Source organism: Bacillus sp. DWP3-1 (assembly GCF_049896565.1).
Classification (GTDB): domain Bacteria; phylum Bacillota; class Bacilli; order Bacillales; family Bacillaceae; genus Bacillus.
Map to the genome: position 1 here is coordinate 228495 of NZ_JAFCUN010000002.1, position 13482 is coordinate 241976.

Here is a 13482-nt window from a genome sequence, read left to right on the forward strand (position 1 = left end):
TTTGAGAATAATCGATAAAAATATTTTATAATTAGTAAAAAAGGAGGGCATAAAATGGATGAAAAAGATTGGCGGTTTCTAAAGGTGCTTTATGAAGAAAAGAACATCACAAAAGCGGCAGAAAAATTATTTGTCTCTCAGCCTGCCTTAAGCTATCGATTGAAACAGCTTGAAGAGGAGTTTGATATGAAGCTTTTCTTTAAAAGAAAACGAGGAATCGAATTTACGTCAGAGGGCGAGTACTTGGCTAAATACGCAAATGACATGCTCAAACAGCTCCAACAAACGAAAGATGGCATGCTGAATATGCAAAAAAAGGTCAAAGGGACAATTCGGTTAGGGGTCTCAAGTAACTTTGCTCAGTATAAGCTGCCAGAAATTTTAAAAGAATTTTCTAAGCAGTATCCACATGTTCAATTTATGGTAAATACAGGCTGGAGCACGAAAGTCATGGACTTATTAGGCACATCAAGTGTCCATTTAGGGATTTTAAGAGGGGATTACGACTGGAATGGAGAGCGGTTTTTGCTCGATAAAGAGCGGCTTTGTATCATTTCAAAATCAGAAATCCAGCTGAAAGACCTCCCAAAGCTGCCGCTCATTGACTATCATACAGATAGTTCATTAAAACGATTGATTAACAGATGGTGGCAGGAAACGTTCACAATGCCTCCGCTTGTGACGATGGAGACAGACCGTCAGGATACATCAAAAGAGATGGTCAAGCATGGTTTAGGCTATGCCATTGTCCCAGAAATTTGCCTCAGACCAAGTGATGAGCTATTTGTAAAAGGTCTTTCGTATAAAGATGGACAGCCCGTTTTAAGAGATACATGGCTTATGTACCAGCCAGACTCCCTTCATTTATCTGTTGTGAAAGCATTCATTGAGTTTTTAAGAAGTCAGCAAGGTTGATTATAAAAGAATTTTATAGAATATACGAAAAAATCAATATTTTCATTATAAAAAGAGCTATTATATCCTTGAAATAGAAAGCGCTAACATTCATCGCAAGTGCAAAGGGGCGCTTGCTGATCGCGTAAAGAAGAGGATGGAGGGATATAAAGTGCTAGCTATTTTAGGGATCTTGATGGTCTTGACATTTACATTTCTCATTATGACGAAACGTATGCATCCGGTGGTGGCTCTAACCGTTGTACCTATCATATTTGCATTGATCGGTGGCTTTAACAAAGGATTAGGGGACATGATGCTTGATGGACTGAAAACTGTTGCACCATCAGCTGCTTTACTGTTATTTGCGATTTTATTCTTTGGTGTCATGCTGGATGCTGGATTGTTTGATCCTCTGATTAAACTCATTTTACGTATTGTGAAAGGTGATCCTGTCAAAATTGCTTTTGGGGTAGCGATTTTGTCTATGCTTGTTGCTTTAGATGGTGATGGAACAACAACCTATATGATTACCGTATCAGCAATGCTGCCACTTTTCTTAAGAATTGGGATGAACCCATTAATTTTAGGAACGATTTCATTATTGTCTTTAGGAATTATGAGCGGAATGACGCCTTGGGGCGGTCCGGCAACCCGTGCCATCGCGGCGCTTGGATTAGATGCTGGTGAATTTTTTATTCCATTACTTCCAACAATGGTTGGAGGCGGTCTTTTTATTCTTTTTACTGCGTATGTGCTTGGAAAAAAAGAGCGGAAACGAATTGGGGTTGCAGAGATTCAGTACAAAGAAGAGGCCTCGATCTCCCCTGAATTGGCAGCGTCAATCGAAGATGGAGTAGAAGACATGAAAAGACCCAACCTCATTTGGGTTAACTTCTTCTTGACGATTGCGGTGATGGCGACACTAGTCCTAGATATTATACCAATACCTGTACTCTTCTTAATTGGATTTGTCATCGCTCTCATGATCAACTATCCAAAGGTTGAAGATCAGCGCGAGCGAATTTTATCGCATGCAGGAAATGCCTTAACGGTCATTACCCTTGTGTTTGCAGCAGGAATTTTCACAGGCATTTTTTCGGGGACAAAAATGGTGGAGTCCATTGCTAATTTGGTCATTTACATGATTCCGGATTCCTACAGCTCATTTTTTCCACTCATTGTCGCTTTAACGAGTATGCCATTTACATTTGTTCTTTCAAATGATGCTTACTATTTCGGAGTGCTGCCAATCTTGGCTGAAGCCGGCGCAGCATACGGAATTGATCCGGTGGAGATTGCACGTGCCTCTATTATAGGACAGCCTGTTCACTTGCTGAGCCCTCTTGTGGCTTCAACGCTGCTTCTTGTCAGTATGCTGAACAAAGATATTGGCGATTTGCAAAAATACGCACTGCTGTGGACTGTGTTAACAGCCCTTTTTACAACATTGATCGCTTTGTTAACAGGAGCCATTTCTATCTTTTAAATACGTGTATGAAAAGGACGATGTCTCGGATAGGAGACTCGTCCTTTTTTGTGCTGATAAAAGCGCACAAATTGGACGCTCATATGCGGGAATTCTCGATTTTAACGTCACCTACCTCGGGCACCCGGCATATGATATCTCGACTATACAGAATCCCATTCTATAGAGACTAGAGCTCTCACCTTAGCAAGGAGGGTTACAATACTTGAAGGAGAAAGAGTTTCAATCCAAGCCGCTATTAACCAAAAGAGAAAGAGAAGTATTCGAATTGCTCGTCCAAGATAAAACAACTAAAGAAATTGCAAGCGAGCTTTTTATTAGCGAAAAGACTGTTCGAAATCATATTTCGAATGCCATGCAAAAGCTAGGAGTCAAAGGTCGTTCACAGGCCGTCGTCGAGCTTCTGCGTATGGGTGAGCTAGAGCTCTAAAGTCAGCCGGTTTTCCTTCCACACTAGGGAGGAACCGGTTATTTCTATATGGTTTCCATGAGTCTCTTCTTGCATTTTCTCTGAAAAACGAGGAAAATAGGAATGTACGTTTTAATCAAAGTGAGATGCTATAGTGAGGTATCAATGAAATGGAAACGAATGAGTTCGACCATGTAGCAGAGATTGAGAAATCATTGCGCCATATTGCTGCAATTATTAAGCAAAAAGGCAGAGAAATCCTGAATCAATATACGATTACACCTCCTCAATTTGTAGGGCTTCAGTGGCTTTATGAATTCGGAGATATGACAATAGGTGAGCTATCACAAAAGATGTATTTGGCTTGCAGTACAACCACCGACTTAATTGATCGAATGGAGAAAAGTGAACTTGTTGAACGAGTAAAAGATCCTTCTGACCGCCGCGTGGTTCGCATTCATTTATTACCTGAAGGCGAGCGGATCATTCAAGAAGTGATTGTCAAACGCCAAGAATACGTCAGTGAACTTCTAGGGGCTTTCTCAGAAGAAGAAGCCATCGTTTTCAACCAATCCTTAACGAAACTACAGCAGCAAATGAAAAGAAAATGAGGCGATTTTGTTGGATCAACCAATCGGCGTGATTGATTCCGGCGTCGGCGGTTTAACCGTTGCAAAGGAAATCATGAGACAACTGCCAAAAGAAAAGATCATTTACGTAGGCGATACAAAACGGTGTCCGTATGGCCCGCGGAAAGAAGAAGAGGTTCTTCAATATACTTGGGAAATGGCACACTACTTATTAAGACATCACCATATTAAAATGCTCGTCATCGCATGCAACACAGCGACGGCGATCGCACTTGATGAAATCAAAGCAACGCTTGATATTCCGGTCATTGGCGTGATTCAGCCCGGCGCCCGTACAGCCATCAAGGTGACAAACAATCAGCAGATTGGTGTCATTGGTACAGCCAATACGATCAAAAGCGAGGCATACAAAGAAGCACTGCTATCCCTAAAAGCAGGACTAGCGGTTCAAAGTCTGGCATGTCCGCTGCTTGTCCCATTTGTGGAAAGCGGTACGTTTTTAGATCAGACAGCAGATGAAGTGGTGAAAGATTCCCTTGAACCAATGAAAGAAACAGGAATTGATACGCTCATTCTTGGCTGCACGCACTATCCGATTTTAAAAGAGCCGATTCAGCGCTTTATGGGCAGTGATGTGAGCATTATTTCATCAGGGGATGAAACAGCTAGAGAAGCCAGTACGATTCTTTCGTATAAAGGGCTGTTAAACACTTCTCAAGAAGCACCTGTTCATACATTTTATACAACAGGGCAGCAGCAAAATTTTCAAAACATCGCTCGTGACTGGTTTGGCTACCTCCCAGGGAAGGTCGAAACCGTATCACTTGAACAGGTCTATCAGCAATAACCCGCTTCTTCTTGAGGTGGGTTATTTTTTTATGAAAAGGGTCTAATCCACATGAGGAGCTCGTATACATAGTAGTACAAACTACTAGAGGAGGGTGAAGTATGCTGAAAAAAGGATCTACAGCAGCTGTGACGTGTATCGCGTCAGCCATGCTTTTGTCAGGATGCGGATTGTTTCAAACAGACCAAGCGAAAACAGAGATTGACCCGCCACAAAACGTCACATATGTGAAAGAAAATAAAGAAGATAAACAAACAGCCAAAGAAGGAAAAGAAGAGAAGAAGGCAGATACAGTCATGAGAGAATTATATTTAATTGATAAAAACGGGTATGTCGTCTCTCAATCCATTCCGCTGCCGAAAAACGAAGGAAGTGCCAAACAAACCCTTGAATATCTCGTGGACGGAGGACCGATTTCTAACCTCATGCCAAATGGGTTCCGAGCTGTTTTGCCGGCCGACACGAGCGTATCTGTCGACATTAAAGACGGAACGGCCGTAGTGGATTTTTCAAATGAATTTAAAAACTATAAAAAAGAAGACGAACAGCGCATCCTGCAATCTGTCACTTGGACGTTAACGCAGTTTGATTCTGTCGCCAAAGTCAAATTGAAAATGAATGGACATGAACTAAAAGAAATGCCTGTGAACGGTACACCGATCTCCGATGATTTAAGCAGAGAAGACGGTATAAATATTCAGCACGAGGCTGCCGCTGATATGACATCGACAAAGCCAGTGACGGTTTACTACTTAGCTGAATCTGATGAACAGACGTACTATGTTCCTGTGACCAAAAGAGCGCCAAAAGACGAGGATGATCCGATTACAGCAGCCATTGATGAGCTCGTCTCTGGACCAAGCAAAAAAAGCCATTTGCTCACAGACTTTGATCAAGATGTAAAGCTGAATGATGTCCCGAAAGTAAAAGACGGACATGTGACACTTGATTTCAACGAATCCATTTTTGGCAGTGCAGATGAAAAGAAAAAGGTCATTTCACAAAAAGTTCTTGATAGCATTGTGCTCACATTAACAGAGCTGCCGGACGTCAAAAGTGTATCGGTTAAGGTAAACGGCAAGGCTGAGCTTGTGAACGAAAAAGGAGCAGAGCTGACAAAGCCGGTTTCAAGACCAGAACAAGTGAATACAGGTAGTTTTTAACGGCACACATTGATATAATGGAGAAAAAGAGGCATGCATATTCGCTGCCTCTTTTTTATTCCAAGCGATTAGAACGAGCCTAGGTTGTCAAAGTTAGTAGGAGAACCCCGCTGGCACCCGCGCGGAATGTATATCGTAATGGAGGTAAATCATGAGATTAGATGAAAGACAATATGACGAATTAAGAAAAGTTGAAATAGAGGCAGGCTACATTAAGCATCCAGAAGGCTCTGTCTTAATCTCATCGGGAAATACGAAGGTGATTTGTAACGCATCCATCGAAGACCGTGTACCTCCTTTTTTAAGAGGAGAAGGAAAAGGCTGGATTACAGCAGAATATAGCATGCTTCCAAGAGCAACCGCACAAAGAACGATGAGAGAATCTTCTAAAGGAAAAGTGACAGGACGTACAATGGAGATTCAGCGCTTAATTGGACGAGCACTCCGTGCAGTCGTTGACTTAGAAAAGCTTGGCGAACGCACGATTTGGATTGACTGTGATGTCATTCAAGCAGACGGCGGAACACGCACAGCATCTATTACCGGTGCTTTTGTCGCCATGACACTTGCGATTCAAAAGCTTCGAGCAGAAGGAGTTATCAAAGAAAACCCGATCACTGATTATTTAGCGGCGATATCCGTCGGAATTGATTCTCAGCAGGGTCTTCTGTTAGATTTAAATTATGAAGAAGATTCTTCAGCTGAAGTAGATATGAATGTCATCATGACAGGCGCTGGACGCTTTGTTGAACTTCAAGGGACAGGCGAAGAAGCGACATTCTCAAGAGAACAGCTAAACGGACTGCTTGATTTAGCCGAAAAGGGCATCAAAGAATTAATCGAAAAGCAAAAAGCAGTGACAGGAGAAGTCATCGAATAAAAAGAAGGGTTTGATCAGGATGAAAACAGCCATCATTGCAACGCACAATGCGGGCAAAGCGAAAGAATTCAAAGCCATTCTTGAGCCAAAAGGATTCACGGTCAAAACACTAGCAGACATCGGCTTTACTGAAGAGATTGAAGAAACAGGACAAACCTTCGAAGAAAATGCCATCATCAAAGCCGAGGCGATTCAAGCCAAAGCAGGTGAAATGGTCATTGCAGACGATTCCGGTTTGTCGATTGACTATCTTGGCGGAAAACCTGGCGTATATTCAGCGAGATACGCTGGTGAGCATAAAGACGATGCTGAGAATGTGGAAAAAGTGCTGAGCGAGCTTCAAGGAATTGAAAAAGAAGACCGCACAGCCAGATTCAGATGTGCCCTTGCTGTCAGCATACCGGGCAAAGAAACAAAGACGGTAGAAGGATCAGTAGAAGGCTTCATCGCAGAGGAACCAATCGGCGAAAACGGCTTCGGATATGACCCCATTTTCATCGTCAAAGACAAAGACCAGACGATGGCCGAATTATCACCAGAGGAGAAAAACAAGATCAGCCATCGAGCGGTCGCGCTTCAAAAGCTTTCATCACTGCTAGACGCAAATGAATAAGGGGGAATGAAGCCATGAAGATACTCATCATGAGTGACAGTCATGGACTCACAGACGAACTTCAAACCATTGCCAAACGGCACGCGGATGAAGTCGATATGATGATTCACTGCGGAGATTCAGAACTCGAAACGAACCACCCAGCACTCGAAGGATACAAAGTCGTCAAAGGAAATTGTGACTTTATGGGCGATTTTGAAGAAGAGCTCCTGCTCCCACTTGATGGAGGCGGAAAACTATTTCTCACTCACGGACATCTGCATGGCATCAAACAATCCTTGCTTCAAGTCTACTACCGTGCAGAAGAGCTAGGCGCAGACATTATCTGCTTTGGCCACTCGCACATCCCAGGCAGTGAGCTGCTGAGAGGAAAACTGCTCATTAACCCGGGCAGCGTGCACCTGCCAAGAATGCGTAAAGAGCGCAGCTATGCTATACTGACACTAGATGGAAGCGAAGCGAACGTACAGTTTTTCACAGACGAAGGTCAGGTCATACAAAACCTCGAAAATACTGTCACATTGGAAGGTATTTCATAAGGGTGCAGCATTTGCCCCTTATGAAAAAACTTTCGAAAAACCGTTGACTTTAAAGAACAATAGTAATATAATAAATCTTGTCGGTGAGGTACTCACCACCAGAACACTACATAACAACATGTCCCAGTAGCTCAGCTGGATAGAGCAACGCCCTTCTAAGGCGTCGGTCGGGAGTTCGAATCTCTCCTGGGACGTACTATTTTAAAAGCCTGAAATCCTTGGTATGAAAGGATTTCAGGCTTTTTTTTGTTTTGAAATTTAAGTTTAGCTTTTGCTTTAAATTAGAATTTTGAAAGTGTATACCAAAAGAAAGGGAGCTGCATAAACAACAGTTCCCTAGATGAAGAGTTAATTTTTCTTTTTCTTGTAGTCCTTTATTAAGCTCGAAACCACTAAACCCATAACACTAAAAGCCACAATATAAAATAAAACATTTGTTACAGGTGTATCAATTTTCCCTAAGATCATCACAAGGGCAATAATAGCCCCGGGTAAAGTAATTAATAACGTTTTGGATGGCTTGCTTTGCTGTGTCATTGAAGGACCTCTCGGTTGATCCATTATTTAGGTATTTTAGTTAATTTTAGCATATAGAGATTATACGAACAATATAAGGAAGGGGAGCAACACGCTTTTAGACGAAACAAGGAAACCCACTGCTGCTTGTGGTCGAAATCAATCTAGACTTGCGTATATCCGATTTTGTGGAAATTATTTCAATTGAACCTTTTGTGTAATAAAATGTATATGATTTATACAAAGGGGTGAGATGGCGGTGAAGCATTTTTTAACGGCAATCGTAGTGGCTGTGATTGTGGGGATCATTGTTTATGTTGCAGATGATCGGTTAAGCATGTTTCCGTTGATGCTGATTTTAGCGGTTGCGATCTATATCGTAAGCAGGATTAGCGAAACATTGATAAAAAAATATTCCAAAGAAAATAGTTAATAACACAGCCCCTCCATTGGAAGGGTGTTTTTTAATTAACCTTCCATTTATTTTTAACTAATGAAAAAGACATTGCAAAGCGGTAAATATTCAAAAGAGAGAATATTCTTTCTCCAACTAAAAAAATTAAGGTGTATAGTAGAAGGAGAAGATGAAGCGAGTGTTAAGTGAGAGCTTGCATTATCAAATGGACAGATAGAAAGCGATTTACAGGGGAAATTCTTTTCAGGGTATGGAGTTGATACTGGAAATGGATGTTCTATGGATGATCATGCTTTGAAATTGAAAAATACATAATCTCAAACGTCTCAGAAAAATAATGAAAGGAATGATCCCTTGTACAACATCGATCCAACAAACTTAATTTTTGAAAATGGAGAGAACAAAAGCAGCTCAGAAGGTGATCAATTATTTGTCAAACAGTTAGGACATATCGAGATCACAAGCGGTCATATCGTTGTCTGTGATCCTTTTGTTTCAGAGGGAGACCAATCTTTTTCTAAGAAGGTTCATCCGGGAAAATATCCTATTCTACTTATGGTTAAGCGATTAGAAAGCGGTGACGAACGCGTCGCCTATGCAATAATCAAGTTCACAAACGAGCAAGCAATAGAATGGGAGCTTGCCACAAGAGCAGGTCAGGAACCCGTTCAATTAACAAAAGATGAGTTCTTCGGCTACGGTGTGAATACGGGTATGGGCTGTTTCATGGATGCGGAAGCAGCACTATATTTACAAGCCTATGAGGATAAGCGATATAAAGAGGACAATGATTTTTTATCTTTATGAGGAATTTGCAGAAGCTCTTGCGCAAAACTACAAGCACACATGGGACTGGCTCGTCACCCGTTTTCATGACAAAGTGGACATTGCCATGTTTACAACAGGCTTCGGTGACGGGATGTATCCAAGCTTTTGGGGGATAGATCAAAACGGAGAACCCACTTGTCTTGTGACGGATTTTTTTATAATGGATTGATGAGATACCCATGAAACTATGGGTTTTATCAAGATATAATGGAGGAAATATTTACAGAGACGTTAATATAAAACAAATTTTCTTAAATTTACCTTAAAATTGTTGAAAATCTAATTAATATAATATAATATCTTTATTCAAGTAAATTTCTAATAAACTATAAGGAGTATTTAACATGATGAAAAAAATAATTTCCACACTATTAGCTCTATCCGTATTTACCTTTGTTTTACAAGCACCAGCAAAGGCATCAGAAAATGAAACTGTTGTAATTAACACAAATGATTTTGTATCATCTGAAGGAGAATTAAATCCTGATCAACTTGCAGAAACTAAATTTGCCATCCCACTTCCTTTCTTCTTTATTCCAGGGTTAGGACAAGCTGCAGTATTAGCAACTGGTGCTGTCATTGTAGGTGGTATGATATTTTCTTCAAACTCTTGGGAGGCTCAAGTTGTCAAACATCATAAAATGACAGCAGACCAATTCATCTCTAAGAATAGAAAAGGGTCAATCAGAAAAGAGTTTCCAAGTGAATACTTAAATAAAACGATAGAACAAATCAACAAAGACGCAAAAAAGGGAAAAAAGAATGCTAAAAAAGCTAAAAAACTGTTAACAGACAACAGATTTAAGAAAAAATGAAATGAAAGGTGATAATTTATGTACGATATTTATTCTGTAAAAGTTTTATTTGAATCAACAACTTCGCCACGATTAAGCCCTGAAAAAATATTTGAAGAGAGAATTTTTCTAATAAAAACAAAAAAACCAGATGAAATTGAAAGTATCATACACGAAAACTTTCCAGAAGAAACTTATGAAAATTCAGAGGGTGGAATGACTACTAACAAAGTAGTTGCAATTTTAGATACCTTTGAATTAGTAGATAATTTAGAAGAATCAGTACATCTAAAAGAAGTTTATAGTCGTTATCTTGTGTTTGATAAAGAAACGTCTCCAGAAGAAGCTATTGAAAGATATTCTCTAGATAAATAAAATTCGCACAAATTCAATGTAATTGAAATCAAAGCCATCTAGGCAAACTAGGTGGCTTTTACGTTTATTCGACAGCTTTCAACAATTTTAAGGCAAATTTAAACTTGAATTTCATTTCAAATACATTAAATCTTTGTTACAATAAGACAGCTTTGCCTAAAGACACGTTTATCGATTCGACATCTTTTTTTCATGATTTCTTAAAATTTTTATGTTTTGGTATGAAACTCTTTTAATGATTCATGCGTCTCTATAAGTGTCAAAAGAAAAGAGGTTATCAATATGCTATTCAAAAAGCTATCAGAAAATAAGTCTGTAAAATGGATAGGATATACGAGTTTTTACTTACTTATTTTGCTATTATTGTTCTTTATTTACGGATTCCATACAGCAAATACGGGATCATTCATTTACAACGATTTTTAATTGGAGATTAAACTATGAAACTATTACACACGATTCATGAATACCAACAAACGAAACCAACACAGCCAGCATTTGTTTCTCAACATGCTTCGATCACATATGATGAGCTTTGGCATCTATCAGACCAAATGGCTGGTGCGATCGATGCAGTCGCAACTGGCAGTGCACCTGTCATTGTATACGGTCATATGGAGCCAGAGATGCTGATTTCTTTCTTAGGTAGTGTGAAATCAGGCAGACCTTATATTCCGGTCGACATCTCAATCCCTGCCGAGCGTATCGTCTCAATTATTGAAAGCTCAAAAGCCAGTCTGTTGATTTGTGCAAATGAGCAGAATGTACTAGATGTAGAAGAACACATTGAAGTGAAAAGTGCGGCATCTCTTTTAGCTCTTGAAAAAGAAGCACCGCCATCCTCGCAGTGGGTTCAACAGGATGATGTTTTTTACATCATTTATACGTCTGGCAGTACCGGAAAACCGAAAGGCGTTCAGGTAACAGCCAATAATTTAGAAAGCTTTACAGAGTGGATGTGCCGAGACTTCCCAATTGGTGAGGGGCGCACATTCTTAAATCAAGCACCGTTTTCTTTTGACTTATCAGTGATGGATTTGTATCCAGCGCTTCAATCAGGCGGTACTCTGTACTGTTTAGTGAAAGATCTAGTGAATAAGCCGAAGGATATGTTTGCAGCACTTGGTCAATCTGACGTTGAAGTGTGGACATCAACACCTTCCTTTGTGCAAATGTGCTTAATGGACCCTTCCTTTACAGGGGAGCTTTTACCAGAGCTGAAAGTCTTCTTGTTCTGCGGAGAGGCACTTCCTGTATCTGTAGCAAGTGCGCTCCTTGAGCGTTTTCCAAAAGCGCAGGTCTTTAATACGTATGGTCCGACTGAAGCAACTGTTGCGATCACATCGATTGAAGTCACGCAGGCGATTCTTGATCAGCACGATTCTTTACCAGTCGGCTACGCCAAACCGGATACAGATATCGTCATTTTAGATGAAGAAGGCAAGACCCTTCCTGATGGTGAAAAAGGGGAAATTGTCATCGTAGGGCCAAGCGTCACGAGAGGCTACTTAGGTGAACAAGCCTTAACAGATAAAGTGTTCTTTGAATACGAAGGACGCCCTGCTTACCGTACAGGTGATGCAGGTGTGGCGCAGGATGGTTTGATTACATGCCACGGTCGTCTGGACTATCAAATTAAGCTGCATGGATACCGAATGGAGCTTGAAGAAATTGAATATCATGTGAGCGAGACAACGTATGTCAATGCTTGTGTGATTGTGCCGTTCCAGCCAAACGGTCATGTGGAGTACTTAATTGCAGCCATTGTTCCAGCAGCGCATTCTTTTGAAAAAGAATATCAGCTGACAAGTGCAATTAAGAAAGAAATGGCGGATTCACTGCCTGCGTACATGATTCCAAGAAAGTTTGTCTATCTTGAGCAGCTGTACATGACGCCAAACGGGAAGGTTGACCGTAAAAGAATCGCGAAAGAGGTTCTTCTATGATTCCGTTTAGTTCATTCTTTTTCTTCATTCTAATTGGTGTTCTTCTTTTGCCGACGATCATTCTTGGTCTTCGCGGCAAAAGAATGCAGGGCTACAACATGTTTGCAACGGTTGTGGCGCTCGCGCTTATTTTCTCAAAGGATGCACATGGCGCATTGCTGCTCTTCTTGTTTACAGTGTGGCAAATCTTGATCATCCGCTTGTACCTTTCGTACCGGCTGAAGGCGAATCAAGCGTCTGTCTTCTATATGGCAGTGGTGGCATCTATTTTGCCGCTTGTGCTATCGAAGATTTTACCGTTCTTTTTAACTCATCAGCCGCATCAACCGCCGCCAATGAACTGGCTGAGCTTTTTAGGAATCTCGTACCTAACATTTAAAGGTGTCCAGTTAATTATCGAGACAAGAGACGGCTTGATTAAGAAGAAAATTCCGATTCATCGTTTGGTCTATTTCATTGTCTTTTTCCCGACGATTTCATCAGGTCCGATTGATCGTTACCGCCGGTTTGAAAAGGATATGGATACGCCGCCTGAAAAGGAAGCGTACAGTGATCTTCTATACGCCGGTATTCATAAAATTTTTATCGGCTTCTTATATAAGTTCATTATTGGTTATCTGATTCACACGTATATTCTCATGAATATTCATCACATTAGCAGCAGTCACTTTGTTCAACAGTTAACGTATATGTATGCGTACAGTATGTATTTGTTCTTTGACTTTGCTGGATATACAGCATTTGCTGTTGGTGTGAGTTATATGATGGGCATTAAATCACCAGAAAACTTTAACAAACCGTTTATCAGCCGGAACATTAAAGACTTCTGGAATCGCTGGCACATGTCCCTCTCCTTCTGGTTCAGAGACTACGTGTTTATGAGATTTGTGTTCTTTATGACAAAAAAGAAGTGGATCAAGAACCGTATGGCTGTATCAAATATTGGGTACTTTGTCCTCTTTCTATTGATGGGTGCTTGGCATGGTCTAGCACTTCAATATATTATTTACGGACTATATCACGCAGTTGTGATGTCCGGTTACAATTTATTTGAGAAATGGAATAAAAAGCACAAGTGGTGGCCGGATAATAAGGTCACAATGATTGTGTCGATCATTATTACATTCCATGTGATTTGTTTCGGATTTTATATTTTTTCAGGAAAACCATTTCATCATTAATCA

The 13482-nt window shown here is 40.6% G+C and carries 18 protein-coding genes and 1 tRNA gene; 18 read left to right on the top strand and 1 reads right to left on the bottom strand.

The window, feature by feature from the left end:
• Positions 1-54: 54 nt before the first annotated feature.
• The 10 genes from ACP7A0_RS06545 to ACP7A0_RS06590 all read left to right on the top strand — a co-directional run bounded on the left by ACP7A0_RS06545 (position 55) and on the right by ACP7A0_RS06590 (position 7618).
• Positions 55-915 (top strand): LysR family transcriptional regulator, encoded by an 861-nt coding sequence (locus ACP7A0_RS06545; protein WP_060596953.1) that lies wholly within the window; start codon positions 55-57, stop codon positions 913-915.
• A gap of 151 nt (positions 916-1066) precedes the next feature.
• Positions 1067-2383 carry a CitMHS family transporter gene (locus ACP7A0_RS06550; protein ID WP_212040739.1) on the top strand — a complete coding sequence of 439 codons (1317 nt, stop codon included), beginning with the start codon at positions 1067-1069 and terminating at the stop codon, positions 2381-2383.
• Positions 2384-2588: 205 nt separating this feature from the next.
• Positions 2589-2813 (top strand): spore germination transcription factor GerE, encoded by a 225-nt coding sequence (gene gerE / locus ACP7A0_RS06555; RefSeq protein ID WP_003184172.1) that lies wholly within the window; start codon positions 2589-2591, stop codon positions 2811-2813.
• A 149-nt stretch (positions 2814-2962) separates the two neighbouring features.
• Positions 2963-3403, top strand: coding sequence for a MarR family winged helix-turn-helix transcriptional regulator (locus tag ACP7A0_RS06560; RefSeq protein ID WP_003216546.1), 441 nt, complete (start codon positions 2963-2965; stop codon positions 3401-3403).
• Positions 3404-3410: 7 nt separating this feature from the next.
• The gene (gene racE / locus ACP7A0_RS06565; protein ID WP_106042597.1) at positions 3411-4229 is read left to right on the top strand and encodes a glutamate racemase; all 819 of its coding nucleotides are present in this window, start codon (positions 3411-3413) and stop codon (positions 4227-4229) included.
• A 101-nt stretch (positions 4230-4330) separates the two neighbouring features.
• Positions 4331-5392 carry a GerMN domain-containing protein gene (locus ACP7A0_RS06570; RefSeq protein ID WP_034661739.1) on the top strand — a complete coding sequence of 354 codons (1062 nt, stop codon included), beginning with the start codon at positions 4331-4333 and terminating at the stop codon, positions 5390-5392.
• A gap of 151 nt (positions 5393-5543) precedes the next feature.
• Positions 5544-6272 (top strand): ribonuclease PH, encoded by a 729-nt coding sequence (rph, locus tag ACP7A0_RS06575; RefSeq protein ID WP_060596912.1) that lies wholly within the window; start codon positions 5544-5546, stop codon positions 6270-6272.
• A 10-nt stretch (positions 6273-6282) separates the two neighbouring features.
• A complete protein-coding gene (locus ACP7A0_RS06580; protein WP_095409231.1) occupies positions 6283-6885 on the top strand; it encodes an XTP/dITP diphosphatase in 603 nt (200 codons plus the stop codon).
• Positions 6886-6899: 14 nt separating this feature from the next.
• A complete protein-coding gene (locus tag ACP7A0_RS06585) occupies positions 6900-7424 on the top strand; it encodes a YfcE family phosphodiesterase (protein ID WP_426004619.1) in 525 nt (174 codons plus the stop codon).
• A 120-nt stretch (positions 7425-7544) separates the two neighbouring features.
• Positions 7545-7618 (top strand) — tRNA-Arg (locus ACP7A0_RS06590).
• A gap of 154 nt (positions 7619-7772) precedes the next feature.
• Here the strand turns inward: ACP7A0_RS06590 and ACP7A0_RS06595 are convergent.
• Positions 7773-7961, bottom strand: coding sequence for a hypothetical protein (locus ACP7A0_RS06595; RefSeq protein ID WP_095285538.1), 189 nt, complete (start codon positions 7959-7961; stop codon positions 7773-7775).
• Positions 7962-8193: 232 nt separating this feature from the next.
• Here ACP7A0_RS06595 and ACP7A0_RS06600 point away from each other — a divergent pair, with 232 nt between their 5' ends.
• The 8 genes from ACP7A0_RS06600 (at position 8194) to dltB (ending at position 13479) form a co-directional block, all read left to right on the top strand.
• Entirely contained in the window at positions 8194-8373 is a 180-nt protein-coding gene (locus tag ACP7A0_RS06600) for a hypothetical protein (RefSeq protein ID WP_060596909.1), read from the top strand.
• A 336-nt stretch (positions 8374-8709) separates the two neighbouring features.
• Positions 8710-9162, top strand: a complete 453-nt coding sequence (locus tag ACP7A0_RS06605; RefSeq protein WP_060596908.1) for a DUF4241 domain-containing protein — start codon at positions 8710-8712, stop codon at positions 9160-9162.
• Entirely contained in the window at positions 9143-9352 is a 210-nt protein-coding gene (locus ACP7A0_RS06610; RefSeq protein WP_060596907.1) for a DUF4241 domain-containing protein, read from the top strand. Before ACP7A0_RS06605 ends, ACP7A0_RS06610 begins: the two co-directional genes overlap by 20 nt.
• Positions 9353-9527: 175 nt before the next feature.
• Positions 9528-9998, top strand: a complete 471-nt coding sequence (locus ACP7A0_RS06615) for a hypothetical protein (RefSeq protein WP_060596906.1) — start codon at positions 9528-9530, stop codon at positions 9996-9998.
• A gap of 18 nt (positions 9999-10016) precedes the next feature.
• Positions 10017-10352: a DUF4288 domain-containing protein gene (locus tag ACP7A0_RS06620; RefSeq protein WP_060596905.1), complete on the top strand. Its 336-nt coding sequence runs from the start codon at positions 10017-10019 to the stop codon at positions 10350-10352.
• Between the two features lie 276 nt (positions 10353-10628).
• Positions 10629-10778: a teichoic acid D-Ala incorporation-associated protein DltX gene (locus ACP7A0_RS06625; RefSeq protein ID WP_024427820.1), complete on the top strand. Its 150-nt coding sequence runs from the start codon at positions 10629-10631 to the stop codon at positions 10776-10778.
• Between the two features lie 14 nt (positions 10779-10792).
• The gene (gene dltA / locus ACP7A0_RS06630; protein ID WP_106048512.1) at positions 10793-12298 is read left to right on the top strand and encodes a D-alanine--poly(phosphoribitol) ligase subunit DltA; all 1506 of its coding nucleotides are present in this window, start codon (positions 10793-10795) and stop codon (positions 12296-12298) included.
• Positions 12295-13479, top strand: a complete 1185-nt coding sequence (gene dltB / locus ACP7A0_RS06635; protein ID WP_106039622.1) for a D-alanyl-lipoteichoic acid biosynthesis protein DltB — start codon at positions 12295-12297, stop codon at positions 13477-13479. Before dltA ends, dltB begins: the two co-directional genes overlap by 4 nt.
• Positions 13480-13482: the final 3 nt, after the last annotated feature.